Source organism: Micromonospora sp. NBC_00858 (genome assembly GCF_045207365.1).
Lineage (GTDB): Bacteria > Actinomycetota > Actinomycetes > Mycobacteriales > Micromonosporaceae > Micromonospora.
Map to the genome: position 1 here is coordinate 233,725 of NZ_CP108828.1, position 24,786 is coordinate 258,510.

23 protein-coding genes are annotated in these 24,786 nt (G+C 73.1%); 9 read left to right on the forward strand and 14 right to left on the reverse strand.

Annotation, left to right across the window (positions count from 1 at the left end; all coding sequences use genetic code 11):
- Positions 1 to 8 precede the first annotated feature (8 nt).
- Positions 9 to 1,751 (forward strand): glycoside hydrolase family 3 N-terminal domain-containing protein, encoded by a 1,743-nt coding sequence (locus OG990_RS01155; RefSeq protein ID WP_328419083.1) that lies wholly within the window; start codon positions 9 to 11, stop codon positions 1,749 to 1,751.
- A gap of 123 nt (positions 1,752 to 1,874) precedes the next feature.
- Positions 1,875 to 2,093, forward strand: a complete 219-nt coding sequence (locus OG990_RS01160; RefSeq protein WP_386984288.1) for a hypothetical protein — start codon at positions 1,875 to 1,877, stop codon at positions 2,091 to 2,093.
- A gap of 46 nt (positions 2,094 to 2,139) precedes the next feature.
- Here OG990_RS01160 and OG990_RS01165 read toward each other — a convergent pair whose 3' ends face one another.
- The 8 genes from OG990_RS01165 to OG990_RS01200 all read right to left on the reverse strand — a co-directional run bounded on the left by OG990_RS01165 (position 2,140) and on the right by OG990_RS01200 (position 10,570).
- Complete coding sequence (locus tag OG990_RS01165; protein ID WP_406078647.1) at positions 2,140 to 3,564, reverse strand: acyl-CoA carboxylase subunit beta; 1,425 nt, start codon at positions 3,562 to 3,564, stop codon at positions 2,140 to 2,142.
- A gap of 23 nt (positions 3,565 to 3,587) precedes the next feature.
- The gene (gene fabF / locus OG990_RS01170) at positions 3,588 to 4,814 is read right to left on the reverse strand and encodes a beta-ketoacyl-ACP synthase II (protein WP_355613380.1); all 1,227 of its coding nucleotides are present in this window, start codon (positions 4,812 to 4,814) and stop codon (positions 3,588 to 3,590) included.
- A 2-nt stretch (positions 4,815 to 4,816) separates the two neighbouring features.
- Positions 4,817 to 5,056 carry an acyl carrier protein gene (locus OG990_RS01175; RefSeq protein WP_053653162.1) on the reverse strand — a complete coding sequence of 80 codons (240 nt, stop codon included), beginning with the start codon at positions 5,054 to 5,056 and terminating at the stop codon, positions 4,817 to 4,819.
- An 86-nt stretch (positions 5,057 to 5,142) separates the two neighbouring features.
- Positions 5,143 to 6,087 (reverse strand): beta-ketoacyl-ACP synthase III, encoded by a 945-nt coding sequence (locus tag OG990_RS01180; protein WP_406078650.1) that lies wholly within the window; start codon positions 6,085 to 6,087, stop codon positions 5,143 to 5,145.
- Entirely contained in the window at positions 6,084 to 7,253 is a 1,170-nt protein-coding gene (locus OG990_RS01185; protein WP_406078652.1) for an acyltransferase domain-containing protein, read from the reverse strand. The genes OG990_RS01180 and OG990_RS01185 overlap by 4 nt, the downstream gene beginning before the upstream one ends.
- Positions 7,254 to 7,331: 78 nt before the next feature.
- A complete protein-coding gene (locus OG990_RS01190; protein ID WP_386984281.1) occupies positions 7,332 to 8,636 on the reverse strand; it encodes a PucR family transcriptional regulator in 1,305 nt (434 codons plus the stop codon).
- 21 nt (positions 8,637 to 8,657) lie between these two features.
- Positions 8,658 to 9,368 (reverse strand): response regulator, encoded by a 711-nt coding sequence (locus OG990_RS01195; RefSeq protein WP_386984279.1) that lies wholly within the window; start codon positions 9,366 to 9,368, stop codon positions 8,658 to 8,660.
- Positions 9,365 to 10,570, reverse strand: a complete 1,206-nt coding sequence (locus tag OG990_RS01200) for a sensor histidine kinase (protein WP_406078655.1) — start codon at positions 10,568 to 10,570, stop codon at positions 9,365 to 9,367. The genes OG990_RS01195 and OG990_RS01200 overlap by 4 nt, the downstream gene beginning before the upstream one ends.
- A 121-nt stretch (positions 10,571 to 10,691) precedes the next feature.
- On the opposite strand from OG990_RS01200, the gene pyrE reads away from it, so the two are divergent.
- The 3 genes from pyrE (at position 10,692) to OG990_RS01215 (ending at position 12,340) form a co-directional block, all read left to right on the forward strand.
- Positions 10,692 to 11,234, forward strand: a complete 543-nt coding sequence (gene pyrE, locus OG990_RS01205) for an orotate phosphoribosyltransferase (protein WP_406078657.1) — start codon at positions 10,692 to 10,694, stop codon at positions 11,232 to 11,234.
- Between the two features lie 137 nt (positions 11,235 to 11,371).
- Positions 11,372 to 11,911, forward strand: coding sequence for a hypothetical protein (locus OG990_RS01210; RefSeq protein WP_386984275.1), 540 nt, complete (start codon positions 11,372 to 11,374; stop codon positions 11,909 to 11,911).
- 102 nt (positions 11,912 to 12,013) lie between these two features.
- Positions 12,014 to 12,340: a hypothetical protein gene (locus tag OG990_RS01215; RefSeq protein ID WP_328419072.1), complete on the forward strand. Its 327-nt coding sequence runs from the start codon at positions 12,014 to 12,016 to the stop codon at positions 12,338 to 12,340.
- A 145-nt stretch (positions 12,341 to 12,485) separates the two neighbouring features.
- On the opposite strand, the gene OG990_RS01220 is transcribed toward OG990_RS01215, so the two are convergent.
- Complete coding sequence (locus OG990_RS01220) at positions 12,486 to 13,136, reverse strand: hypothetical protein (protein WP_406078659.1); 651 nt, start codon at positions 13,134 to 13,136, stop codon at positions 12,486 to 12,488.
- Positions 13,137 to 13,376: 240 nt separating this feature from the next.
- Here OG990_RS01220 and OG990_RS01225 point away from each other — a divergent pair, with 240 nt between their 5' ends.
- A complete protein-coding gene (locus OG990_RS01225) occupies positions 13,377 to 13,994 on the forward strand; it encodes a copper resistance protein CopC (RefSeq protein WP_406078661.1) in 618 nt (205 codons plus the stop codon).
- A gap of 61 nt (positions 13,995 to 14,055) precedes the next feature.
- Here the strand turns inward: OG990_RS01225 and gltX are convergent, their stop codons facing one another.
- The 3 genes from gltX to OG990_RS01240 are packed head-to-tail and all read right to left on the reverse strand — an operon-like array spanning position 14,056 to position 18,138.
- Positions 14,056 to 15,465 carry a glutamate--tRNA ligase gene (gene gltX, locus OG990_RS01230; RefSeq protein WP_328419069.1) on the reverse strand — a complete coding sequence of 470 codons (1,410 nt, stop codon included), beginning with the start codon at positions 15,463 to 15,465 and terminating at the stop codon, positions 14,056 to 14,058.
- 49 nt (positions 15,466 to 15,514) lie between these two features.
- Positions 15,515 to 16,792 (reverse strand): MFS transporter, encoded by a 1,278-nt coding sequence (locus tag OG990_RS01235; RefSeq protein ID WP_328419068.1) that lies wholly within the window; start codon positions 16,790 to 16,792, stop codon positions 15,515 to 15,517.
- Positions 16,789 to 18,138: a GH1 family beta-glucosidase gene (locus tag OG990_RS01240; RefSeq protein ID WP_406078664.1), complete on the reverse strand. Its 1,350-nt coding sequence runs from the start codon at positions 18,136 to 18,138 to the stop codon at positions 16,789 to 16,791. The genes OG990_RS01235 and OG990_RS01240 overlap by 4 nt, the downstream gene beginning before the upstream one ends.
- A 187-nt stretch (positions 18,139 to 18,325) precedes the next feature.
- Between OG990_RS01240 and OG990_RS01245 the strand changes: the two genes are divergently transcribed.
- Positions 18,326 to 18,775: an SRPBCC domain-containing protein gene (locus OG990_RS01245; protein WP_328419066.1), complete on the forward strand. Its 450-nt coding sequence runs from the start codon at positions 18,326 to 18,328 to the stop codon at positions 18,773 to 18,775.
- A gap of 183 nt (positions 18,776 to 18,958) precedes the next feature.
- Here OG990_RS01245 and aceE read toward each other — a convergent pair whose 3' ends face one another.
- Complete coding sequence (gene aceE / locus OG990_RS01250; protein WP_386984263.1) at positions 18,959 to 21,697, reverse strand: pyruvate dehydrogenase (acetyl-transferring), homodimeric type; 2,739 nt, start codon at positions 21,695 to 21,697, stop codon at positions 18,959 to 18,961.
- Between the two features lie 224 nt (positions 21,698 to 21,921).
- Here aceE and OG990_RS01255 point away from each other — a divergent pair, with 224 nt between their 5' ends.
- A complete protein-coding gene (locus tag OG990_RS01255) occupies positions 21,922 to 22,326 on the forward strand; it encodes a YjbQ family protein (RefSeq protein WP_328419064.1) in 405 nt (134 codons plus the stop codon).
- A 52-nt stretch (positions 22,327 to 22,378) separates the two neighbouring features.
- Here the strand turns inward: OG990_RS01255 and OG990_RS01260 are convergent, their stop codons facing one another.
- Entirely contained in the window at positions 22,379 to 24,031 is a 1,653-nt protein-coding gene (locus OG990_RS01260) for an alkaline phosphatase D family protein (RefSeq protein WP_406078667.1), read from the reverse strand.
- A gap of 227 nt (positions 24,032 to 24,258) precedes the next feature.
- Here OG990_RS01260 and OG990_RS01265 point away from each other — a divergent pair, with 227 nt between their 5' ends.
- On the forward strand, positions 24,259 to 24,747 hold the full coding sequence (locus tag OG990_RS01265) for a MarR family winged helix-turn-helix transcriptional regulator (RefSeq protein ID WP_406081618.1): 489 nt from the start codon (positions 24,259 to 24,261) through the stop codon (positions 24,745 to 24,747).
- Positions 24,748 to 24,786: the final 39 nt, after the last annotated feature.

A 24,786-nucleotide genomic window follows, 5' to 3' on the forward strand; every position in this document is an offset into this window, starting at 1 on the left:
CTGGTGGGATGGGCGACGTGTCGATTCGCCCGCGCCGCGCAAGCGTCGCCGTCGCCGCCCTGACCGCCCTTCTCGTCTCCGGCTGCTCGGGTTCGCCGGACCGCCCCGCCCCGACGCCCGGCCCGGGCGGTACGTCCGCCGGCCCGAGTGCTCCCGGCGCGACACCGACCGGTGACCCGGCCGACCCGGCCGTGCGGGCCGCCGCGCTGGTCGCCACGCTGCCCGACGAGGATCTGGTCGGCCAGGTGCTGATGCCGTACGCCTACGGCGACTCGGCGACGAAGGTCTCACCCGGCTCGGCGGCCGGCAACCGGGCGCTGGCCGGGGTCGACACCCCAGCCGAGATGATCGCCAAGTACCGGCTGGGCGGGCTGATCCTGGTCGGGTTCAGCGCCGACGACCCGACCAAGGGCAACCAGGAGACCAGCAACGTCGACAACCCGAAGCAGGTGCACGAGCTGACCGGCGGGCTGCGCGCCGCCGCCGGCCGGCTCGCCGCTGGCCCGGCGCCCTTCCTGATCGGCACCGACCAGGAGTACGGCGTTGTCACCCGGGTCACCGACGGGGTCACCGTGCTGCCCAGCGCCCTCGCGGCCGGGGCGGCTGGCAACCCGGCGCTCACCGAGGCCGCCTGGCGGGCCGCCGGCACCGAGCTGGCCGCCATGGGGATCAACGTCGACTTCGCTCCGGTGGCCGACGTGCTGGCCACCCGCAGCGCGGTGATCGGCTCCCGGTCGTACGGCGCGGACCCGAAGCAGGCCGCCGCACAGGTCGGGGGCGCGGTCCGTGGCCTGCAGGCGGCCGGGGTCGCGGCCACCTTGAAGCACTTCCCGGGACACGGCCACAGCGCCGACGACTCGCACCAGGACCTGCCGGTGCTCAGCCAGTCCGCGGCTGCGCTGCAGAGCGGCGCGTGGCCGCCGTTCACCGCCGGGATCGACGCCGGGGCGATGGCGGTGATGTCCGGCCACCTGGACGCGCGGGCCATCGACCCGGGCACCCCGGCGACCTTCTCGCACAAGCTGCTCACCGACGTGCTGCGTGGTCAGCTCGGCTTCAAGGGTGTGGTGATCACCGACGGCATGAACATGCCGCCGGCGAAGCGCTGGGCACCCGGCGAGGCCGCCGTCCGGGCGCTGAACGCCGGCAACGACCTGATCCTGATGACCCCGAACGTCGGTCAGGCGTACGACGGGCTGCTCGCCGCGCTGCGCGGCGGGTCGCTGGCCCGGCCCCGGCTGGTCGAGGCGGTCACCCGGGTGCTGACCATGAAGTTCCGGCTGGCGGCGCTCCCGCCCGCGCAGATGTCCACGCTCAACGCCCCGGCGCACCGCGCGGCGGCGGACGCGCTGGCCGCTGGCGCCGTCACCGTGCTGAAGGGCGCCTGCGGTGGCGCGGTGCGCGGACCGGTCACCGTCACCTCGTCCGGCGGCCGGGACGGCACCCGGGCCGCGCTCACCGCCGCGCTGACCGCCGCCGGGGTGCCGGTCAAGCCCAGCGGCGGCACGGTGGTGCACCTGGTCGGCTACGGCGACGGCACCGGCGACCTGCGCGCCGACGCCGCGGTCACCGTGGCCATGGACACCCCGTACGTCCTGGCCACGGCGGCGTCGCCGACGCTGCTGGCCACGTACTCCTCCAGCCGGGCGTCGATGACCGCGCTGGCCGCCGTGCTGGCCGGCAAGGCCCGCCCCGGCGGCCGGTCCCCGGTGGCCGTACCCGGGCTGCCCGCCACCACCTGCGCGGCCTGACCTGACCCGAGCCCGTCGGAGCCGGCCGCGGCCGACCTGGGCCGGGTCCGTCGGAGCCGGCCGCGGCTCAGGGCGGGGAAATGGCCTCGCGCCGAACGGCACCGGCCTGGGAGCCTCGGTGCCATGGCAACGGCACAGGGCTTCCGATACGACCAGCGTCCCGACGGCACGGTGGTGATCACGCACCACGGGCGGGTGGCCACCACGCTGCGCGGCGGCCGGGCGGCGGAGTTCCTCGCCGAGGTGGACGACGACCCGCAGCTGGTGATGGCCCGCTGGACCGGCAACTACCGCCGGGGCAACGAGCGCACCGCCAAACAGCACCCCCGCAACCGGGCCTGAACGTCAGAAAGGGCCCCTTCACAAGAAGGGGCCCTTTCGCACACCGCTACAGCGGGATGTTGCCGTGCGCACCCCGGGCGGCCGGAGCGGCGGCCAGCGCCTCGGCGATCCGCCGGCGGGTCTCCGCCGGCTTGATCACGTCGTCCACCACGCCGATCTCCAGCGCCCGGTTGACCCCGCCCGCCGTGCGGGTCTGCTCCTCGATCAGCTGCGCGCGCAGCGTCTCCCGCTCCTCCGCCGGAGCGGCCGCCAGCTTCTTGCGGTAGAGGATGTTGACTGCCGCGCTGGCACCCATCACCGCGACCTCCGCGTTCGGCCAGGCGAAGACCGCGGTGGCACCCAGCGAGCGGGAGTTCATCGCGATGTACGCGCCGCCGTACGCCTTGCGGGTCACCAGGGTCACCCGCGGCACCACCGCCTCGGCGAACGCGTGCAGCAGCTTCGCACCGCGCCGGACCACGCCGTCCCACTCCTGGCCGAGGCCGGGCAGGTAGCCGGGCACGTCGACCAGCACGATCAGCGGCACGCCCAGCGCATCGCACATCCGCACGAACCGGGCCGCCTTCTCCGCGCTGGACGCGTCCAGGCAACCACCCAGGCGCAGCGGGTTGTTGGCGATCACGCCGACCGTCCGGCCGCCGAACCGGCCCAGCGTCGTCACCACGTTCGGCGCCCACTTGGCGTGCAACTCCACACCCGGGGCGTCGAGCAGCGCCTTGACCACCGGCTTGACGTCGTACGCCCGGTTGGTCTCGGCCGGCATCTTGGCCGCCAGGTCGTGCCCGTCGGCGTCGGTGGCCGGCACGTCGTCGGGGGAGAGCCGGCCCTGGTGGCCGAGCAGCGCGGCGAGCTTGCGCGACTCGGTCATCGCCGCCTCGTCGTCGGCGCAGGTCACGTGCACCACCCCGGAGCGCCGGCCGTGCGGCTCGGGGCCACCCAGGCGCTCCATGTCGACCTGCTCGCCGGTGACGCTGCGGACCACCTCGGGCCCGGTCACGAAGATCCGCCCGGCGCCGCTCATCACCACGATGTCGGTCAGCGCCGGCCCGTACGCCGCACCACCCGCCGCCGGCCCGAGCACCACGGAGATCTGCGGCACCCGGCCCGACGCGCGGACCATTGCCGCGAAGACCTGCCCCACCGCGTCGAGCGCGACCACGCCCTCGGCCAGCCGCGCACCACCGGAGTGCCAGAGGCCCAGCACCGGCACCCGCTCCCGGACGGCGGTGTCGATCGCGTCGACGACGTGCCGGCACCCGTCGGTGCCCATCGCGCCGCCCATCCGGGTGGCGTCGGTGGCGTACGCGATGGCCGGCGTGCCCTCGATCTCGCCGCGCGCCCAGAGCACCCCGGAACTGTCCCGGGGTGCCAGCAGGCGCAGCGAGCCGGCGTCGAACAGGGCCCGGAGCCGGACCTCGGGATCCCGGTAGTCCACGATGGATGTGTCCGCACCGACGGCGGTGGTGGTCACGTCAGCCTCCAAGGCTGTGGGTTTCAGGCCCGCGTGAAGACGAGAGCCACGTTGTGGCCGCCGAAGCCGAACGCGTTGTTCAACGCGGCGGGGATCTCCATGTGGCGCGCCTTCTGGGCGGCCACCTCCAGGGTGAGGCCGTCCTCCGGGTCGTCGAGGTTGATCGTCGGAGGAACGACACCGTCGCGGATGGCGAGGATCGTGGCGATCGACTCCAGCGCGCCGGCCGCACCGAGCAGGTGACCGGTCATCGACTTGGTCGCGGCAAGCACCGGGTGATCGCCGAGCGCCTTGTGCAGCGCGCCGATCTCCAGCATGTCGCCGACCGGGGTCGAGGTGGCGTGCGCGTTGACGTGTACGATGTCCCGCTTGGCCACGTCCGCGTCCGCGATCGCCTTCGCGATGGCCCGGACGGCGCCCTCGCCCTCGGCGTGCGGCTGCACGATGTCGTACGCGTCGGAGGTGATCCCCGCGCCGGCGAGGCGCGCGTACACCCGGGCGCCCCGGGCGGCGGCGTGCTCGGCCCGCTCCAGCACCACGATGCCGGCGCCCTCGCCGAGGACGAAGCCATCGCGGCCCTTGTCCCACGGGCGGGACGCCCGCTCCGGGTCGTCGTTGCGGGTCGACATGGCCCGCATCGAGCTGAACCCGGCGATCGGCAGCGGGTGGATGACCGCCTCGGTGCCGCCGGCCACCACCACGTCGGCCCGGCCGGCGCGGATGATGTCCAGGCCGAGCGCGATGGCCTCGGCGCCGGTGGCGCAGGCGCTGGCCACCGAGTGCACGCCGGCCTTGGCGCCCAGTTCCAGCCCGACCCAGGCGGCCGGACCGTTCGGCATCAGCATCGGGATGGTGTGCGGGGAGACCCGCCGCGGCCCGGATGCCTCCAGGATGTCGTCCTGGGCGAGCAGGGTGGTGGCGCCGCCGATGCCGGAACCGACGCTGACGGCCAGCCGCTCCCCGTCGAGGCCGGAGTCGGCCAGGCCGGCATCCGCCCAGGCCTGCTGCGCGGCGATGATGGCGATCGCCTCCGAGCGGTCCAGCCGGCGCAGCCGGACCCGGTCCAGCACCTCGGACGGATCCACGGCCAACTGGGCGGCGATCCGGACCGGCAGTTGCGCGGCCCACTCCTGGGTGAGGGCACTCACCCCGGAGCGGCCGGCGAGCATTGCGTCCCAGGTCGACGCGACGTCCCCGCCGAGCGGGGTCGTCGCGCCGAGCCCGGTGACGACGACGTCAGGACGACTCATGATCAGGACTGCGCCTCGATGTAGCTGACCGCGTCTCCGACGGTCTTGAGGTTCTGCACCTCGTTGTCCGGGATCTTGACGCCGAACTTCTCCTCGGCCGCCACCACGACCTCCACCATGGAGAGCGAGTCGACATCGAGGTCGTCGGTGAAGGACTTCCCCTCGGCCACGTCGTCCGGGTTCACCCCGGCAACCTCTTCGAGGATCTCGGCGAGGCCGGTGGTGATCTCGTCACGGGTCATTGCGGTTGGTTCCTTTCATCGGGGGTTCTCCAGCGGCCGGCGTCGCCAGCCGCCACTCCTCGGCGCGTACGCGCCGGAGGGGGTCTTCAGGGGCAGCGGACGACCTGACCGGCGTAGGTCAGGCCACCGCCGAAGCCGAACAGCAGCACCGGTGCGCCCGAGGGCACCTCCCGCCGCTCGACCAGCTTGGACAGGGCCAGCGGCACGCTCGCCGCCGAGGTGTTGCCGGACTCGACGATGTCCTTCGCGATGATCGCGTTGGGAATGTTGAGCCGCTTGGCGATGCCGTCGATGATCCGGCCGTTGGCCTGGTGCGGCACGAACGCGGCCAGCTCCGACGGGTCGACCCCGGCCCGCTCGCACGCCTGCAGGGCCAGCGGCGCCAGCGCGGTGGTGGCCCAGCGGAACACGGCCTGCCCCTCCTGCTGGATGTACGGCCGCCAGCCCTCGATGCGGACCGCGTCGCTCTTCTCCGGCACCGAACCCCAGATCACCGGACCGATCCCGGCCGGCTCGTCGTCGGCGGTCGCGGTGACCACCGCCGCGCCGGCGCCGTCAGCGAAGATGATGCAGGTGGAGCGGTCGGTCCAGTCGGTGAAGTCGGAGAGCTTCTCGGCGCCGATGACGATCGCGTTGCGCGATGCCCCGGCCCGGATGGCGTGGTCGACGGTGCCCAGCGCGTAGCCGAAGCCCGAGCAGGCGGTGTTGACGTCGTACGCGCCCGGCGCGGTGATGCCCAGCTTGGCGGCGACCCGGCAGGCCACGTTGGGGCTGCGGTCGATCGAGGAGCAGGTGGCGACCACGACGAGGTCGATGTCGGCGGCGGTCAGGCCGGAGTTGGCCAGCGCCTTGCCGGCGGCGGCGGTGGCCATGTCGGCCACCGTCTCACTGTCGGCGATCCGCCGGGTGACGATGCCGACCCGGTCCCGGATCCACTCGTCGTTGGTGTCCACGAGTTGGGCGATCTCGTCGTTGGTCACCACCCGGGAGGGCTGGTAGTGCCCCATCGAGACGATGCGACTGCCAGTCATGAGTGTCCTCCGATGCGGGCGAGCGGTTGGCCCGGCGCGACCGGGTCGTCGTGGTGGGCGAGCCATTCGGTGAGGACGCCGCCCTGGTGCGCGGCCACCTCGACCGGCCCCTGGCGGGTGCCGACGTGCCCGATGACCTGGCCGACGCGGATCGTCTCGCCCTCGGTCAGGTCATCGGCCGGGGCGAAGGTGCCGGCGGACGGTGCCACCACCACGCGGAACTGCATGGTGGGCTCGTGGCTGGGCGCCATGCCGTGCCGGGCGATCAGGTCGCGCGCGGCCGGCAGGTCGTCCGGGGTGTTCAGGGTGACGATCTCCGGGGCGCCGTCGCCCTTCAGTTCTCGCTTGACCAGCCCGGCGAGCGTGCCGGCCGGGGGCAGCTCGATCACGCCGGTCACCCCGAGGTCGGCCAGCGTGCGCATGCACAGATCCCAGCGCACCGGGGCGGTGACCTGGCGGACCAGGCGCTGCACCATGTCCCGGCCGTGGTTCACGGCAGCGCCGTCAAGGTTCGACAGCAGGATCCGGGCCGGGTCGGCCGGGGTGATCCCGGCGGCGACGGCGGCCAGCGCGGTCTCGGCCGGGGCCATGTACGGGGTGTGGAACGCGCCGGCCACCTGGAGCCGGATGATCCGGGTCTTCGCCGGCGGATCGACGGCGAGCTTGTCCAGCCCGTCCAGCGCACCGGCGGCGACGATCTGCCCGGCGCCGTTGCGGTTGGCCGGGTGCAGCCCGTGTGCGGCGATCGCGGCGAGCACCTCGTCCGGGTCGCCGCCGAGGACGGCCGCCATCCCGGTCGGTTCGAGCGCGCACGCGGCAGCCATCTCCCGGCCGCGCACGCCGGCGAGGGTGATCGCGGCCTCGGCCGGCAGCACCCCGGCCAGCGCGGCGGCGCCCAGCTCGCCGACGCTGTGCCCGGCGGTGAGCGTCACGTCGTACAGCGGGAGGTGCTCGGCGGCGAGGAGAGCCGCGGCGACCAGCAGTGGCTGGGTGCGGGCGGTGTCCTTGATCTCGTCGGCGTCGGCGGCGGTGCCGAGGTGCAGCAGGTCGACCCCGGCCAACGCTGACCACCAGCGCAGGCGCGCCTCGGTACCGGTCAGGTCGAGCCAGGGGGTCAGGAAGCCGGGTTTCTGAGAACCCTGGCCGGGACTAAGTACGGCGAGCACGCCTATGACTCTCCCGGATACGCGTGGGTAACGCTGTGCCGGCCCCGACCAAACCGCACTAGGACCTTTGGAGGGTTCCTACAAAGATCGGCGGTGGTCGTCGCCGGTTTGGGCGGATTTCCGGACGGCCGGGGTCAATGTCTGGGTCGGGACGGGCGAGGTTACCGAGACCACCGGATCCAGCCGGCCGACGGTCAGCGCCACCTGGAGGGTGAACGCGTCCCGGGGAGCCAGCGGCGAGAAGCTGGTCACGTCGGCGATCCGGCGCAGCCGGTACCGCACCGTGTTCGGATGCACGAACAACGCACGGGCGGCGCTCTCCAACGTGCCACCGGCAGCCAGGAACGCGTCCAGGGTCTCCAGCAGCTCGCCACCGGCGCGCACCAGCGTCGCGTACACGTCGTGCCGCAACCGGCGGCGGGCCTCAGCGTCGCCGGCGAGCGCCCGCTCCGGCAACAGCTCCGCGGCCAGCACGGGCCGCGGAGCGGTCGGCCACGCCGGCGCCGCCCGGAAGCCGGACAGCGCGGCCCGCGCCGACTCCGTGGCCTCGTCCAAACTGGGTACGGCCGGACCGACCACCACGGGGCCGTCGCCGAACGCGCTCAGCAGCTTGCCGGTGGCGGCCAGCGGGTCCGCCGCGCCGCCCAGCACGATCACCAGCCGGTCGCCGTGCACCCCGCCGATCACCTCCACGCCGATCCGGCGGGCCAGCCGGTAGACCACGTGCAGCACGGCGGAGACATCGCCACCGGGGGAGCGGCCCACCGCCACCGCGACCGGCGGCGCGTCCGCCCAACCCAGTGCGGCGGCCCGGCTGGCCAGCACGTCCGGCGAGTCACCGCGCAGCAGCGCGTCGACCAGCAGCGCCTGCAACCGGGCGTCCCACGCGCCGCGTGACTCGGCCGCCCGCGCGTACACCCGGGCCGCGGCGAACGCGATCTCCCGGGAGAAGCGCAGCACCGCCTCGCGCAGTTGGTGCTCCTCGCCTTCGGCGGCCAGGTGTGACACCTGCTCCTCGACCACGTCGATGGTCACCTTGATCAGCGCCACGGTCTGCTGAAGGGTGATCGAACGGGCCAGCGCCTGCGGGGCGGCGGCGAAGACCTCGTCGGAGACCTCCTGGGTGCTGTCCGCCGTGCCGCCGCCCTCGCGCAGCCACTGCACCAGCGACTGAGCGCCGGCCTGGGCCACCAACATCACCCAGGAGCGCTGGTCGGCCGGCAGGGCGCGGAACCAGGGCAGCGTCTCGTCCATGCGGGCGACGCTGGCAGTGGCCAGCGACCCCGCTGCCCGCTCGATCCGGCGCAGCGTGGCCGTCAGCTCCCCACCGCCCGGCGTACTCCCCACACCACCAGCCTGGCACGTCCTGACCTGGATCTTCACGCCGGGCTGGCTGGTCCGGGCTCAGGATGGCGGGGCAGGGGCGGGCAGGCCCAGCTCCTGGGCCAGGATCGCGGCCTGCACCCGGCTGCGCAGATCGAGCTTCGCCAGGATCCGGCTCACGTGTGTCTTGGTGGTGCTCTCCGCCATCACGAGCCGGTCGGCGATCTGCTGGTTGGACAGGCCCAGGCCGAGGCAGGCCAGCACGTCGCGTTCGCGCGGGGTGAGCGTTTCCAGCGCCGCCCGGGTGGCCGCCGACGCGCCCGGCGCGGTGGCCGCGAAGGCCGCGATCAACCGGCGGGTCACCGCGGGGGCGATGAACCCGTCACCGCGCGCCACCGTCCGCACCGCCGCGACGAGCCCCGGGGCGTCGGTGTCCTTGAGCAGGAAACCGGCCGCGCCAGCGCGCAGCGCGCCGAAGACGTACTCGTCCAGGTCGAAGGTGGTGAGCACCAGCACGTCGGCGAGCTCTTCGGCCACGATCGCCCGGGTGGCGGAGATCCCGTCCCGGAGCGGCATCTGGATGTCGAGCACCGCCACGTCGGGGCGCAGCTCCCGGCACAGCCGGACCGCCTCGTCGCCGTCGCCCGCCTCGCCGACCACCTCGACGCCCGGCGCGCCGGCCAGGATCAGCCTCAGCCCGGCCCGTACCGCCGGCTGGTCGTCGGCCAGCACCACCCGTACCGATGGCTCCGCAGCGCCGACGCCAGCCGGTTCGCGGGCCGACGCGGTCATCCGTCCTCCCGGGTGGGCAGCGCGGCCCGGACCTGCCAGCGGCCGTCGTGCGGTCCGGCGCTGAACCGGCCCGCCAGCAGCGTGGCGCGCTCCCGCATGCCGATCAGCCCGGCACCGGCGCCGGGCAGCCCGGCTCCGCCCCGGCGGACCGGGTTCTCCACCGTCAGCACCACCTCCGCCGGCCGGTACGCGATGGTCAGCTCCGCCTCGCCCGCGCCGTGCTTGAGCGCGTTGGTCAGCGACTCCTGCACGATCCGGTACGCCGCGAGATCCACCCCTACCGGCAGCGGGCCCGGCGTGCCGTCGGTGCGGACCCGCACCGCGAGGCCGGCGGCCCGGATCCGCTCGACCAGCCGGTCCGCCTCTGCGAGCCGCGCGGTGACCGCCTCCGGCAGCGCGCCGCCGTCGGCCCCCGGCGCCCGGCCGCCGCCGGAGCCCGGCTCCCGCAGCAGCTCGATCATCTGCCGCATCTCCGCCAGGCCCTGCACGCTGCTCTCCCGGATCACCCGCAACGCCGACTCGACCTGGCCGCGGTCCAGCCCCTTCACCGACAGCACGGCGGTGGCGTGGATGGCAACCGCGCTGAGGTGGTTGGCGACCAGGTCGTGCAGCTCCCGGGCCATCCGGGCCCGCTCGGCGCTGACCGCCTGCCAGCGGTCCAGCTCGACCAGGCGGGCGGTCTGCTCGGCCCGGGCCCGCTCGGCGGCGGCCTGGTCGCGGTACTGCCGCACGCTGATTCCGGTCAGCACCGGCAGCAGGCCGGCGAGCACCACCGGCACCCCGACGGCGACCCCACGCCACTGGTCGAAGATGAGCACGCCGACCACCGCGCCGACCAGACTCAGCCCGATGGTCACCCGCAGCAGCCACCGCCACAGCCGTGGCGGGCCGTACACGCAGGCGTCGTAGAGCACCTGGGTGTAGATCAGGATCGTCCCCAGCGAGCCGCCGAGCGCGGTGTCCGCGACCAGCGCCCCGGTGCCGACGGCCAGGCTGGTGCGCGGGGCGACGCGGCGCAGGCCCACGGCCACGCACATCGCCAGCAGCGGCGGCAGGTACAGCGCGGGCGGCACCTCCGGGTGCGGACGGATCTGCGGTTGCCAACCGAGGGCCCACAGCACCAGGCCGCCGGCCAGCGACGCGCCGGCCAGGGTGAGGTCCCGGCCGCGGGTGCCGGAGCCGAGCCACGGTGGCGGTCGCATGCCCCCGATCCCACCACAGCCGCCGACCGTCGGACTCCGCCCCCGGGACGACCTGGCCGGCCCCGCGCATGCGCCGAAAGGGGTACGCCCACCGCGCGCCGATCCGGCCAGAATGATCATCATGACTCCCGAACAGACCACAGCCGCACTCGCCCGAGAGATTGACAGCACCTGCCGGCTGACCGGACAGTTCGTGCTCCGCTCCGGGCGGACCGCCGACGAGTACTTCGACAAGTACCGGTTCGAGGCGGATCCCCGCCTGCTGGACCGGGTGGCTGCCCACCTCGCGCCCCTGGTCCCGACCGGCACCGAGGTGCTGGCTGGACTGGAGCTGGGCGGGATCCCGGTGGTGACCGCGCTCGGCCGGCACACCGGGCTGCCCTGCGCCTTCGTCCGGAAGACCGCCAAGCCGTACGGCACGGCCCGGCTGGCCGAGGGGGCGGAGCTGGCCGGCCGACGGGTGCTGGTGGTCGAGGACGTGGTCACCTCCGGTGGGCAGGTGGTCAGCTCCACCGGGCAGCTGCGCGAGCTGGGCGCCCGGGTCGATCACGCGCTCTGCGTGATCGACCGCGCGGAGGGTGGCGCTGCCCTGCTGGCCGAGCACGGCGTGGCGCTGCGGGCACTGTTCACCCGCGCCGACCTGGAGGCCCACCGGACCCGTTGACCCGCTCCGGCGGTGCCGCCCGCACCGACCGTCAACGGCTGCGGGTCCATCGAAGGACGGACCCGGATCTCCTCTTCCACGTCGAGGATCGGACCCCGCCGAGCGGCGACGCTGGGTGACGGAACGGGGAGGTCGACGTGTTGGTCGCGGTGATCATCGGATGTGAGATCGGGTTCTGGGTGGTGCTCGCCGCCGGGCTGGTGGCCCGCTACCCGCTGCGCAGGCCACGGCTGGGCGCGGCGCTGCTGGTCTGCGTACCCCTGGTGGACCTGGCGTTGCTCGCCGCGACGGTGATCGACCTGCGCCGCGGCGCGACCGCCGGCTTCAGTCATGGTCTTGCCGCCGCCTACCTGGGCTTCTCGGTGGCCTTCGGCCACTCGATGGTGCGTTGGGCGGACCAACGCTTCGCCCACCGGTTCGCCGGCGGTCCGCCACCGGTCCGGCCGCCCCGCCACGGCTGGGCGCGGACCCGTTACGAGTGGCGTGAGTGGGCCAAGGCGCTGCTCGGCTGGGCCATCGCCTGCGGTCTGCTCGGCGCCGCGATCCTCTGGGTGAACGACGCGGAAAGGACCCGCGAACTGGTGGGCTGGATTCAGAGGCTCACCGTCGCCATCGTGATCTGGCTGGTCGCCTTCCCGGTCTGGGAGACCCTGTTCCCGCGCCGCCCGAAGCGCTGACCCCGGGGTACGCCGTGCACGACCCGTCGGTCCCGGCCAGTACGGTGTCAGGGCACGTCGGGGGAGCACCCGGGGGTGAGTGCGAGCGTGAGGAGACCGGGGATGGCGCATGGGGAGGCCGATCACGGCTGCGCCCAGGGCGAGCCCTGCCGGCCGGGGCACGACCCGCAGTCGGCTGCCAAGCACCGTCGACCGGTCGGCGGCGTGCCGCCCCATCCGGCGGAGCCGCTCGCCGCTCGGCCCGACGAGGAGATCTCGCTCCCGCGCCAGCGGTCCGGCGAGCCGGCGGCCCTCGGCGAGCCGGAGCCCGACATCGCCGCTGGTTGCCTCAGCGACCTGCCCGGCTGGGCGGGCGCGCACCGGCACGGCCCGGTCCGGCCACGGCAGCGGGCCACCCGCCGGGAGCGCCCGCCGCGCCGTTGGTGCTGACCACCCGGCCGTGCGGCGGCGGCCAGCCGTGACACGGTCCCGCTGGGGCGGGCCCGCGGACGCGCGCCGCCTTGTCGAGGCGGGCCACGCCGGAGCAAGCTGACGCTGGAGGTCCGGACCGGCAGTGCGCGGGCCCGGCGGTGGGTCAGCGGGTGCGGCGGCGGATCAGCAGCGCGATCCCGGCGAGGCCGACCGTGATGGTCAACATCACCGCGACGTTGAGCAGCAGCAGTCGCTGCAACTCGCCGAGCGCCTCGTCGAGGTCCTTGGCCGGGTCGAGAGTGTCCTCCGGGAGCACCCGCTCGCCGCCACCGACGCCGCCGCTGACCGTGTCGAACTGCCGCTCCAGAGGCACCCCGGCGGTGCGCAGCGTCTCGGACATGCTGAGCCGGCCGAGGAACCAACCGGCGCTGGTCTTGCGCCCGTCCGGCTGCTTCGCCGGCCGGTGGATGCGCGGGCCGCCGACGGCCTTGGGGTAGAGGTCGTAGGTCTGCTTCGGCGTCTCCCCGACGAGCACCACGACGGTGTACTTCGGACCGAGGTTGGCCGCCTTCGGCCCGGTCGGCTGGCCGGTGCGACCGAGGAAGTTGACCTGGTCGATGACCGCCACCACGTGCGTGGGCTGCGTGTCCGCGCGCAGCCGCAGCGGCTCGGACAGCCCCACGCCGGTGATGTCCACCCCGGCCGGTGCCGGCTTCGGTGCCGCCGTTGCCGGGCCGGCGGTGCCGAGCGACAGGAGTGCCGCCGTCAGCGTGCCGGTCAGCACGGCGGCCCAGCGCCTCATCTGTCGGACCATCCCGCCTCCTCGCCCCGTTCGATGGATGGCTTCGCCGTGACGTCCGGATCGATTGGTCGGTGGCGGGACCGACCGGGCGGTCGGAGCCACTCTCACAGAGTCGCAGAACGTCGATGATTTACAGCTTGTGGAACAGTAATTGGAACTATCTGCGATCTCTGCTCGACTAATGAGGAGCTGTTTGATCAGCGGGCGGATCGTACCCTTACGGAGGGGTTCATGGGGGGCAGGGTTACACGTTTGGCGCGGATCGTGCCAGTGGTGCTCGGCGTGGCGTTCGGTGTGTCGTTGCTGGTTCCGGCGACGCCGGCGGCTGCGCACAACTCACTGACGGGCAGCGACCCGCGCGACGGTGCCCGGGTGGCGACCGCGCCCACCCGGATCGAGCTCCGTTTCCTGGCCAAGCCGGCCCCGGCCACGACGAAGATCACAGTAACCGGACCGGACAATGTGGTCGCTGGCGGCCCGCCGGTCTTCGACGGCAGCCGGGTGCGTGTGCCGTTCCGGCCCGGTGCCGCAGGGCTCTACATCGTCGGTTACCAGGTCGCCTCCGGTGACGGGCATCCGGTGAAGGGCGAGGTGCGGTTCACCCTCACCACCGGCACGGCCGCCGACCCGTCCGCGCCCGCCGGTGGCATCGCACCGACCGCCGCGGCGGCGGGTCCGACCGCAGAGGTGGCGCCGTCGGGGACGCCCGCCGCCACCGCGACCGTCGGCGCGACTCCGGCGGGCACCCCGGTGCCGACCGCCCAGGAGAGCAGCCAGTTGCGCGGCTGGCTGTGGACGGTCGCGGCGGCTCTGCTGGTGGGCGCGTTCGTCGTCGGGTTGCAGCGGCGGTACCGAGCCCGGCGCCGCTGACCGACGGCGAACACCACGCGCGGCTGGCCGGCCGGGCACCAGCCTGGCTGGCGGCCGACGGTCAGACCAGGCGGAGCCGGGCGGCGCGCATCCGGGTCAGGGCGCGCTCGCGACCGAGCACCTCCAGCGACTCGAACAGCGGCAGGCCCACGGTGCGACCGGTGACCGCGACCCGGACCGGCGCCTGCGTCTTGCCGAGCTTGAGGCCGCGCTCGGCGCCGACCGCCTCCAGCGTCGACTTCAGCGACTCGGCGTCCCAGGACTCCAGCGCGTCGAACGCCGCGATGGCGGCGTCCAGCAGTTCGGCCGAGCCGTCCTTCATGGTCTTGGCCCAGGCGGCCTCGTCGATCAACGGTGACGCCAGGAACAGGAAGTCGACGTTCGGCACGATCTCGCTGAGCACCGTGATCCGGGTCTGGGCCAGCGGCGCCACGGCAGCGAACGCCTCGGCGTCGAACTCCTCGGGCTGCCACGGCGGCGGCGCGATGGTCCCGGTGCCGGTCAGCCACGGCTGGCAGGCGTCGATGAACTCGGCCACCGGCAGCGCACGGATGTAGTCGCCGTTGAACGCGCGCAGCTTCTTCTCGTCGAAGAACGCCGAGGAGGCGTTGACGTCCTCCAGCCGGAACTCGTCCTCGATCACCGACCAGGGGACGATCTCCCGGTCCCCGGAGGGCGCCCAGCCGAGCAGCATCAGGTAGTTGCGCATCGCGTCGGCGAGGTAGCCCTCGTCCCGGTACGCCTCCAGGGCGACCTTGTCGCGGCGCTTGGAGAGCTTCTGCCGCTTCTCGTTGACCACCACCGGCACGTGTGCCCAGATCGGCGGCTTGACCCCGAGGGCGTCCCAGAGCAGCTGCTGCTTGGGAGCGTTGGGCAGGTGCTCCTCGGCCCGGATCACGTGGGTGATCCCCATGGTCATGTCGTCGACGACGTTGGCCAGCAGGAAGACCGGCGAACCGTCGCCCCGGGCGATGACGAAGTCCTCGATCAGGCGGTTCTCGAAGGTGGGCTCGCCGCGGATCAGGTCGACCACCACGGTCGCGCCCTCGTCGGGCGTACGGAAGCGCAGCGCCCGCCCCTCACCCGGGCCGAGGCCGAGGTCGCGGTGGTAGCCGTCGTAGCCCTGGTACTGCGAGCCGGTGCGGGCCTGCACATCCTCGCGGGTGCAGTCGCAGTAGTACGCGCGGCCCGAGTCGTAGAGCCGGGCGGCGGCGGCCCGGTGCTCGCCAGCGTTCTGCGACTGGAAGTACGGCCCCTCGTAGCTGCCGCGGGAGATGCCGATCCAGTCCAGCGCGGAGAGGATGCCCTCGGTCCATTCGGGCTTGTTGCGGGCCGCGTCGGTGTCCTCGACGCGCAGCACGAACACCCCGCCCTGCTGCTTGGCGTAGATCCAGTTCTGCAGCGCCGAGCGGGCGCCGCCGACATGGAACATACCGGTCGGGGAGGGGGCGAAGCGCACACGTACCGTCACGTGCCCCAGCCTACGGCGGTCGGCGACCGCTTTTCGCCACGGCCCCCTCTCACGGGACTGAGCGGATCTTGACGACCAGGGCGCTGCCGACCAGGGTGACCGCGGCGGTGACCGCGTAGAGCGTCGGATAGCCGCCCAGGTGGACCACGAGCGGGGCGGAGAGCGCCGGGCCGAGCACCTGCGGCGCCGAGTTGGCAATGTTGATCACGCCGAGGTCCTTGGCCCGGTCGGTGGCCCGGGGCAGCACCTGGGTGATCAGCGCGGCGTCCACCGCGAGGTAGACGCCGTACCCGGCGCCGAGCAGCAGCGCCGCGACGATCGCCATCGGCCAGACCGGCGCGACCGCGAGCAGCAGCGCCGCCACCGCCATGATCAGCCCGGACACGATCACGTAGATCTTGCGCCGCCCGGAGCGGTCCGACAGCCGGCCGGCGACCACCGCGGTCAGCATCATGCCGAGCGTGTAGAGCAGGATCAGCACGAGCAGGCCACCCTCGGGGTCGGGGTGGCGCACCCCGTCGGTGAGGAAGTACAGCAGGTAGAGGGTGCCGAGCGCGTTGCCGAGCTGGACCAGGAACCGGGTTATCCAGGCCCAGGCGAAGTCCGGGTGCCGGCGCGGGTTGATCCACATCGAGGTCAGCAGCGCCCGCACCCGCAGCGCCGGCCGGTGCGCGCGGGGCAGCGGGTCGTCGGTGGTGAACAGCGCGAACGGCAGCGACAGCAGCAGGATGGCCACCGCGATGGCCAGGTAGCCGGCGGCGTTGCCGGTGACGACGGCGGTGACCAGCACCGCGCCGAGCACCAGCCCGAGCGCCTGCGGGATGCCCACCCAGCCGGAGACCCCGCCGCGCTGCACCACCGGCACCCGGTCCGGGATGGCCGCGGTGAGGCTGGCCAGCATCGCGTTGAAGCAGACCTGTGCGGCGACCCAGGCGAGGGCGACACCCAGGATGGTCCGCTGCTGGGCCAGCAGCATCAGGGCCGCCGCGCCGACCAGTGCGCCGCCGGCGGTCCAGACGTGCCGGCGGCCGAACTCCCGGCCGGCCACCCGCAGGCAGGTCCGGTCGGAGAGCGCGCCCGCGAGGGGGTTGGCCAGCACCGCGGCCAGCGCGCCCAGGCCGGTGACCACCGCCAGCATGGTCTCCTTGTCGCCCGGCGCGATCTGCTCGACCTGCTGCGGCAACAGCACCTGGATCGGCGTGAAGAACGCCATCCACACCCCGAGGTTGGCCGCGAAGATCAACCCGATCCAGCCGCGCCGCACCGGCACGGTCGGCTCGGCGAGCGCGGCCGGCAGCGACGCCGGGGTCGGGTCGAGGGTGGTCACCGGGCCGACCCCGGCCGGCTGGCCGCGATCACGTCCCGCAGCCAGGTGTACGAGGACTTCGGCGTGCGGGTCTGAGTGGCGTAGTCGACGTGCACCAGACCGAAGCGCTTGGTGAACCCCTCGGCCCACTCCCAGTTGTCCAGCAGCGACCAGACGAAGTACCCGCGTACGTCCACCCCGTCGTCGATGGCGGCCCGCACCGCCCGCAGGTGCCCGTCGAGGTACGCGATCCGGTCCGGATCCGGCACCCGCCCGTCCGGGTCCGGGGTGTCGTCGTACGCGCAGCCGCTCTCGGTGATCTCGATGGGCGGCAGCGCGTCGCCGTACGTGTCGCGCAGCCAGCCGAGCAGGTCGTGCAGCCCGTCGGGGACCACCGGCCAGTCGAAGGCGGTGCGCGGGTAACCCTCCAGCGGGACCAGCTCGAACGGCAGTGGCGAGCCCTCCTCGGCGGCCCGTACACCGGTTGGGTTGTAGTAGTTGACCCCGAGCGCGTCGATCGGCGCGGCGATCGTGTCCAGGTCGCCGGGGTGGATCACGCTGGCGTCGAAGCCGGGCAGCTCCGGGTAGCCGCGGCCGAGCAGCGGGTCGGTGAAGAGCCGGTTGTGCAGCGCCTGGTACGCCTCCCCGGCGGCCCGGTCGGCGTCGCTGTCACCGAGCACCCGCACCGGGGAGTAGTTGTTGGCGATCGCCACCGGGCTGGCGGTGCGGGTCCGCAGTGCGGCGACCGCGAGCCCGTGGCCGAGCAGTTGGTGGTGGGCGACCGGGAAGGCGTCGAAGAGCAACATCCGGCCGGGGGCGTGCACACCCAGGCCGTAGCCGAAGCTCATGTGGACGAACGGCTCGTTCAGGGTGATCCAGAGCCGGACCCGGTCGCCGAGCCGGGCGGCGGTCTTCTCGGCGTACTCGGCGAACCGGGCGGCGGTGTCGCGGTGCAGCCAGCCACCGGCGTCCTCGAGCGGTTGGGGCAGGTCCCAGTGGTAGAGGGTGGCCACCGGGTCGATGCCGGCGGCCAGCAGGTCGTCCACCAGCCGGTCGTAGAAGTCCAGGCCGGCCGCGTTGGCCGCGCCGGAGCCGGTGGGCTGTACCCGGGGCCAGGCGATGGAGAACCGGTATCCCGAGACGCCCAACCCGGCCAGCAGCGCGACGTCCTCGGTGTGCCGGTGGTAGTGGTCGCAGGCGACCTCGCCGGTGCTGCCGTCGCTGATCCGGCCCGGGGAGTGCGCGAACGTGTCCCAGATGGACGGCCCGCGTCCGTCGGCTGTGGTGGCCCCCTCGATCTGGTGGGCGGACGTGCTGACGCCCCAGCGGAAGCCGGCGGGGAACTCGGGCATCGGTGCGGTCGACATGCGCCCTCCCGGTCAACGTGAAATGTGCTCGGGACTCTAGGGCGCTCCGAATGAATGCGCCATAGGCCGGGATGGCGAGATGCGCAATGGTTGATCGGCGTGTCTTTTTCCAAACCCGTCCAGGTACGTCCAATTTTGCGCATAGAGTGCCGATATCGTGGGATGTCCTCACTGGAGGAAGACGGAAATGATCCTCGTGGAACGAAGTGCGCACGTGGCGGCGCCGATTGAAGTGGTCTGGGACGTCGTACAGCGGGCCGAGCAGTTGCCGGCCTGGCTGGCGGGGGTCCGCGCGGCCGAAGTGCTCTCGGGAGAGGGCTTCGGCCGGCGGCAGTTGGTCCAGGCGGGGCGCGGCTCGGCGCATGAGGCCGAGGTGATCGCCTACCAGGAGCCGACCTTGATCGGTTGGCGGGAACGGGCCAAGGGCGCCGGTGCCCGTGCGGAGGCTCGCACCGAGATCTACGTCCAGCTCACTCCCGATGAGGAGGAGGAGGGCGGGACCATCGTGCGGCTCATCGTGGTCCGCTGGCCGGCCGGTCCGGTCAAGGCGGCCCTGCTGCGCCTCGGGCTGCGTCGGGTCGGCGCCGACCTCGAGGACTCGCTCGCCCGGCTGACCGACCTGGCCGCCGTCGGCTGACCGCCGAACCCCGGCGTCACCCGCCCCGGCGGTGGCCCCGGGTCCCCGCCAGGGACCCCGGACCGCCGCCGCCCCATCTCACCCGCCGTCCGCCCGGTCGATCGGGGAGCACGGGGCGAGGGTGCGGGTGCACCAAAAAGGGCCCGGCGCGGGTGCGCCGGGCCCTTCCTGGGTGGTGCTGGGTCAGCTGTCGCCGCCGGTCTCGCCGACCGGGGCGGCGTTGACGTCGTCGATCGCGTACTTCTTCGCGGCCTCGGCCGGCACGGTGGCCGCCACCGCGCCGCTGCGGGCCAACTGCCGCAGCGTGGCAACCACGATCGACTCGGCGTCGACGTGGAAGTGCCGGCGCAGCGCGTGCCGGGTGTCCGACATGCCGAAGCCGTCGGTGCCGAGCGACGTGTAGTCACCGGGTACCCAGCGGGCGACCAGGTCCGGCACCGCCCGCATCCAGTCGCTGACCGCGACCTTCGGCCCGTCCGCGTCGGCGAGCTTCTGCTGGATGTACGGCACCTTCGCCTCGGCGCCCGGGTTGAGCAGGTTGAACTCCTCGGCCGCCACCGCGTCGCGGCGCAGCTCGGTCCAGGAGGTCACCGACCAGACGTCGGCCGCCACCCCCCAGTCCTGGGCGAGCAACTGCTGGGCCTTGAGCGCCCACTGCATGCCGGTGCCGGAGGCGAGGACGTTGGCCTTCGGGCCGTCGACCTGCGGTGCCGGCGAGTAGCGGTAGATGCCCTTGAGCAGGCCCTCCACGTCCACGTCGGCCGGCTCGGCCGGCTGCAGGGTCGGCTCGTTGTAGACCGTCAGGTAGTAGAAGACGTTCTCCTGCGCATCCCCGTACATCCGGTGCAGGCCGTTCTCCATGATGTGCGCGATCTCGAAGGAGAACGCCGGGTCGTACGCGACCACCGCCGGGTTGGTGGCGGCGATCAGCAGCGAGTGCCCGTCCTCGTGCTGCAGGCCCTCACCGTTGAGCGTGGTCCGCCCCGCGGTGGCACCGAGCAGGAAGCCCCGGGCCATCTGGTCAGCCGCGGCCCACAGCCCGTCGGCGGTCCGCTGGAACCCGAACATCGAGTAGAAGATGTACATCGGGATCATCGGCTCGTCGTGGGTGGCGTACGCCGAACCGGCCGCGGTGAACGAGGCGACCGAACCGGCCTCGTTGATCCCCTCGTGCAGGATCTGCCCGGTGGTCGACTCCTTGTACGACAGGAACAGCTCCCGGTCGACCGAGGTGTAGCGCTGGCCGTGCGGCGAGTAGATCTTCGCGGTGGGGAAGATCGAGTCGAGCCCGAAGGTGCGGGCCTCGTCCGGGATGATCGGCACCCAGCGCTTGCCGAACTCCTTGTCCTTCATCACGTCCTTGAGCAGACGGACGAAGGCTTGCGTGGTGGCCACCTTCTGCTTGCCCGAGCCACGCTTGACGTCGGCGAACCGCTCGGGACCGGGGATGGCCAGCCGCTTGGTGCTGGTCCGCCGGGACGGCAGGTAACCGCCGAGCTGCTCGCGCCGCTCCTTGAGGTACTGGATCTCCTCGGACTTCTCGCCCGGGTTGTAGTACGGCGGCAGGTAGGGGTTCTCCTCCAGCGCCGAGTCCGGGATGTCCAGGTAGAGCCGGTCGCGGAAGGTCTTCAAATCCTCCAGCGTCAGCTTCTTCATCTGGTGGGTCGCGTTGCGGCCCTCGAAGTGCGAGCCGAGCGTCCAGCCCTTGATCGTCTTCGCCAGGATGACGGTCGGCTGACCGGTGTGCTCGGTGGCCGCCTTGTAGGCCGCGTAGAGCTTCCGGTAGTCGTGCCCACCCCGCTTGAGGTTCCAGATCTCGTCGTCGCTGAGCGGGTCGACCATCTTGCGGGTACGCGCGTCACGGCCGAAGAAGTGCTCCCGCACGTACGCGCCGGACTCCGCCTTGTAGGTCTGGTAGTCGCCGTCGGTCGTGGTGTTCATGAGGTTGACCAGGGCGCCGTCGGTGTCCGCGGCGAGCAGCGGGTCCCACTCGCGGCCCCAGACCACCTTGATCACGTTCCAGCCGGCACCCCGGAAGAACGACTCCAGCTCCTGCATCACCTTGCCGTTGCCACGGACCGGGCCGTCCAACCGCTGAAGGTTGCAGTTGATCACAAAGGTGAGGTTGTCCAGCTCCTCGCGGGCAGCCAGGCCGATGGCGCCCAGCGTCTCGGGCTCGTCCATCTCACCGTCGCCGAGGAACGCCCACACGTGCTGCTGCGAGGTGTCCTTGATGCCCCGGTGCTGCAGGTACCGGTTGAACCGGGCCTGGTAGATCGCGTTGAGCCCGCCGAGGCCCATCGAGACGGTGGGGAACTCCCAGAAGTCCGGCATCAGCCGCGGGTGCGGGTACGAGGGCAGCCCACCACCGGGGTGCGACAGCTCCTGGCGGAACCCGTCGAGCTGGTGCTCGCTGAGCCGGCCCTCCAGGAACGCCCGCGCGTACATGCCGGGGGAGGCGTGGCCCTGGTAGAAGATGTGGTCGCCGCCGCCCGGGTGGTTCTTGCCCCGGAAGAAGTGGTTGAAGCCCACCTCGTAGAGCGACGCGGAGCTGGCGAAGGTGGAGATGTGCCCGCCGACGCCGATCTCCGGGCGCTGCGCCCGGTGCACCAGCATGGCGGCGTTCCACCGGACGTAGGCCCGGATCCGCCGCTCGACGTGCTCGTCGCCCGGGAACCACGGCTCGCGTTCCGGCGGGATGGTGTTGATGTAGTCGGTCGTGGTCAGGGGCGGAACCCCGACCTGGCGCTCACGGGCCCGCTCCAGCAGGCGCAGCATGACGTAGCGGGCGCGTTTGGCGCCGCCCTCGTCGATGACACCGTCAAGCGACTCGACCCATTCGCTGGTCTCTTCAGGGTCGATGTCCGGAAGCTGGCTCGGTAGGCCGTCGCTGATCACCGGGCGCTTGCGTTCCGTAGCCACAGGCGTTCCCTCGGTTGTGTGTGGGATAGGTCTCTAGCGCCATCCTGCCCCCTGGTGGCACCCCTCGTCACGTCTAGGTGCCCCGGACGCGACGCTGAACACAGGTACCCGTCGGTAACTTAGCGCTACGACCGCCGTTCACCTCTCGTTCGGCCCCCTTGTCGCGCGCCGGGCTTGCTCGGTGGTGGCGGCTCCTGAATCCGCACTGCGGCAGAATGCGACGTATGCGCAGTGACGTGATCACCGTCCAGACCGGGTCCCGGCCGGCCGTCCGGGACATCACCGCCGAGGCCCAGGGGTTCGTCTCCAACGAGGGCGACGGCCTGCTGCACGTCTTCGTGCCGCACGCCACCGCCGGCCTGGCGATCATCGAGACCGGGTCGGGCTCCGACGACGATCTGCTCACCGCGCTCGACGCGCTGCTGCCCACCGACGGCCGTTGGCGGCACCGGCACGGCTCGCCCGGCCACGGCCGGGACCATGTGCTGCCGGCGTTCGTCCCGCCGTACGCCACGCTGCCGGTGCTCGGCGGGCGGCTGGCCCTGGGCACCTGGCAGTCCCTCTGCCTGGTCGACACCAACGGCGACAACCCCACCCGCCAGGTCCGCTTCTCCTTCCTCCCGGCCTGACCGGGACGGGCCCACCGCTCGCGACGTGAGCGGCGGGCCCGACCGGGGTGGGTCAGGGGCGGGTGGTCTCCCGCTCCACCGTGCGCCGGCCCTCGTCCGCCCCGGCGTCGGTGGCCATGCGGGCCGCCGACGGGACCGGGGTGTCGGCCGTCTGGTGCAGGCCGGGCACCCGGTCCTCGATCACGAACGAGGCACGGGTGTACGCGGGCGCGCCCGGTTGACTCACGTACGGCAGCACGTCGAAGTCGGCGGCGAGCTGCCCCGGGGTGATCGTGGTGCTCACGTACCCCCGCAGGTTGTTCTGGAAGCGCAGGTGCGGGTTGAACGGGAACCACGGGTGCGAGCCGGACGCCGAGTCCGCGCCGTCGCCGCCCGAGGTGATCGACGAGCAGACCAGCTCGCTGCCGACGGTGCGCGAGGTCGGGTCGGCGTAGTCCAGCTTCAGGTCGCTGGCCCAGTGCGCGTGCACGTCGCCGGTCAGCACCACCGGGTTGCGCACCCCGGCGGCCAGCCAGCCCCGGGTGATCCGATCCCGGGAGGCGACGTAGCCGTCCCACGCGTCCATGCTGGTGACGGTGAGCGGGCCGGCGTTGTTGTCCCGCTGGGCGAAGAAGACCTGCTGGCCGAGGATGTCCCAGCGGGCGTCCGAGCGGCGGAAGCCGTCCAGCAGCCACGCCTCCTGCTCCGCCCCGGTGATCGACCGGGCCGGGTCGAAGGCCGCCGGGCAGGCGTCGTACCCGTCGCCGCAGGCCTGGTCGTCGCGGTACTGCCGGGTGTCGAGCATGTGGAAGGTGGCCAGCCGCCCCCAGCGGACCCGCCGGTAGAGCTGCATGTCGATGCCGCGCGGGATCGAGGTGCGCCGCAGCGGCATGTTCTCGTAGTACGCCTGGAACGCCGCCGCCCGCCGGGCCGGGAACTCCGGGTCCGGCGCCTCCGGCACCTCGTCGGCCCAGTTGTTCTCCACCTCGTGGTCGTCGAAGACCACCACCCAGGGCGCCACCGCGTGCGCCGCCTGCAGGTCGGCGTCGGTCTTGTACTGGGCGTGCCGCTGCCGGTAGTTGGCCAGCGTCCGGGTCTCCGGCCCCTCGTGGTCACGCGGGTTGCCACCCGGGACGTTGTAGGTGTCCGGGGCGTACTCGTACTGGTAGTCGCCCAGGTGCAGGATCAGCTCCGGCTCGGTCTCGGCCAGCCGCCGGTAGGCGGTGAAGTAGCCGTGCTCGTACTGGGAGCAGGAGACGAAGCCCATCGCCAGGGCGGCCGGCATGGTCCACGGCGCCGGCGCGGTACGGGTGCGTCCGACCGGCGAGAGGTGCCGCTCGGCGCGGAACCGGTAGAAGTACTCCCGGCCGGGCAGCAGGCCGGCCAGCTCCACGTGCACGCTGTGCGCCGAGCGGGTGCGGGCGACCGCGACCCCGCGCCGCAGCACGTGCCGGAACCGCTCGTCGGCGGCCAGCTCCCAGTGCACCGGGACGTCGCGGTCCGGCATGCCGCCGAGGCCGTCCTCGGCGAGCGGCTGCGGGGCCAGTCGGGTCCACAGCACGAACCCGTCGTGGTCCGGGTCGCCGGAGGCCACGCCAAGGGTGAACGGGTAGGCCAGTGGCCGGCGGGCCGCCGCCGCGGCGGCCGCCACCGGCAGCCCGGTGACCGCGCCGGCGGCGCCGAGCGCGGCGCCGGACAGCAGGATGGTACGTCGAGACAGTGACACGAATTCCTCCCCAGGGTCCGATCTTTCGTGACTCCGGGAGCCTCGCGAGCCCCGGTGGCCGCCAGGTAAAGGCGAGGGCCCCGGCCCGTCGCCGGCAGTCGAACACCGATCACCACGATCGATCCGTACCCGGCTGCTGCCCCCGCCCGGGCCGCGTCCGGCATCGCCCGCCCGGCCGGCGTGACCGAACCTGATCGGTGAGCTGGGCGGCCGACGCGATGCGTACGATGGGCGCCGTGGCGCAGGAGGTCGTTCCCGGAGCAGGTGGGCCGGTGGACCGTGCCGGCCTCGCCGCCGATGTGGTGCGTCGGATGGCGCACGTGACCGCCGCGCTGCGGCATCGGCAGGGTTCCGCGTTCGCCGAGCTGGGGCTCACTCCGGCGGCGGCCCGGGCGCTGCACGAGCTGGACCCGGACCGCCCGTTGCCGGCCCGCGACCTCGCCGAGCGGCTGGGCTGCGACCGGTCGAACGTGACGGCGCTGGTCGACAAGCTGGAGCAGGCCGCCCTGGTCGAGCGTCGCACCGACCCGGCCGACCGGCGGCAGAAGACGTTGGTGGTGACCGTGAAAGGCCGCGACGTGCGCGCCCGGGTGATCGAGGTGATGTCCGACTCCCGACTCCTGGCCGGGCTGACCGACCAGGAGCTGGACACCCTGCGCGACCTGGTGTGGAAGGTGTCCGACGGGGGCTGTCCGGAGCCCTGCGGCCCGGAGTGAGTCGACCCGCGCCGACCGTGTCCCACTGGGCGACCAGGG

Coding starts and splice junctions, on each gene's coding strand:
- OG990_RS01175 (WP_053653162.1), bottom strand. CDS start 5,056: ATGACCCGTGACGAGATCACCACCGGCCTCGCCGAGATCCTCGAAGAG.
- OG990_RS01265 (WP_406081618.1), top strand. CDS start 24,259: ATGGGCGCCGTGGCGCAGGAGGTCGTTCCCGGAGCAGGTGGGCCGGTG.
- OG990_RS01155 (WP_328419083.1), top strand. CDS start 9: ATGGGCGACGTGTCGATTCGCCCGCGCCGCGCAAGCGTCGCCGTCGCC.
- pyrE (WP_406078657.1), top strand. CDS start 10,692: ATGACTCCCGAACAGACCACAGCCGCACTCGCCCGAGAGATTGACAGC.
- OG990_RS01255 (WP_328419064.1), top strand. CDS start 21,922: ATGCGCAGTGACGTGATCACCGTCCAGACCGGGTCCCGGCCGGCCGTC.
- OG990_RS01200 (WP_406078655.1), bottom strand. CDS start 10,570: ATGCGACCGCCACCGTGGCTCGGCTCCGGCACCCGCGGCCGGGACCTC.
- OG990_RS01195 (WP_386984279.1), bottom strand. CDS start 9,368: ATGACCGCGTCGGCCCGCGAACCGGCTGGCGTCGGCGCTGCGGAGCCA.
- OG990_RS01245 (WP_328419066.1), top strand. CDS start 18,326: ATGATCCTCGTGGAACGAAGTGCGCACGTGGCGGCGCCGATTGAAGTG.
- OG990_RS01220 (WP_406078659.1), bottom strand. CDS start 13,136: ATGGTCCGACAGATGAGGCGCTGGGCCGCCGTGCTGACCGGCACGCTG.
- OG990_RS01240 (WP_406078664.1), bottom strand. CDS start 18,138: ATGTCGACCGCACCGATGCCCGAGTTCCCCGCCGGCTTCCGCTGGGGC.
- OG990_RS01160 (WP_386984288.1), top strand. CDS start 1,875: ATGGCAACGGCACAGGGCTTCCGATACGACCAGCGTCCCGACGGCACG.
- OG990_RS01180 (WP_406078650.1), bottom strand. CDS start 6,087: ATGACTGGCAGTCGCATCGTCTCGATGGGGCACTACCAGCCCTCCCGG.
- fabF (WP_355613380.1), bottom strand. CDS start 4,814: ATGAGTCGTCCTGACGTCGTCGTCACCGGGCTCGGCGCGACGACCCCG.
- OG990_RS01215 (WP_328419072.1), top strand. CDS start 12,014: ATGGCGCATGGGGAGGCCGATCACGGCTGCGCCCAGGGCGAGCCCTGC.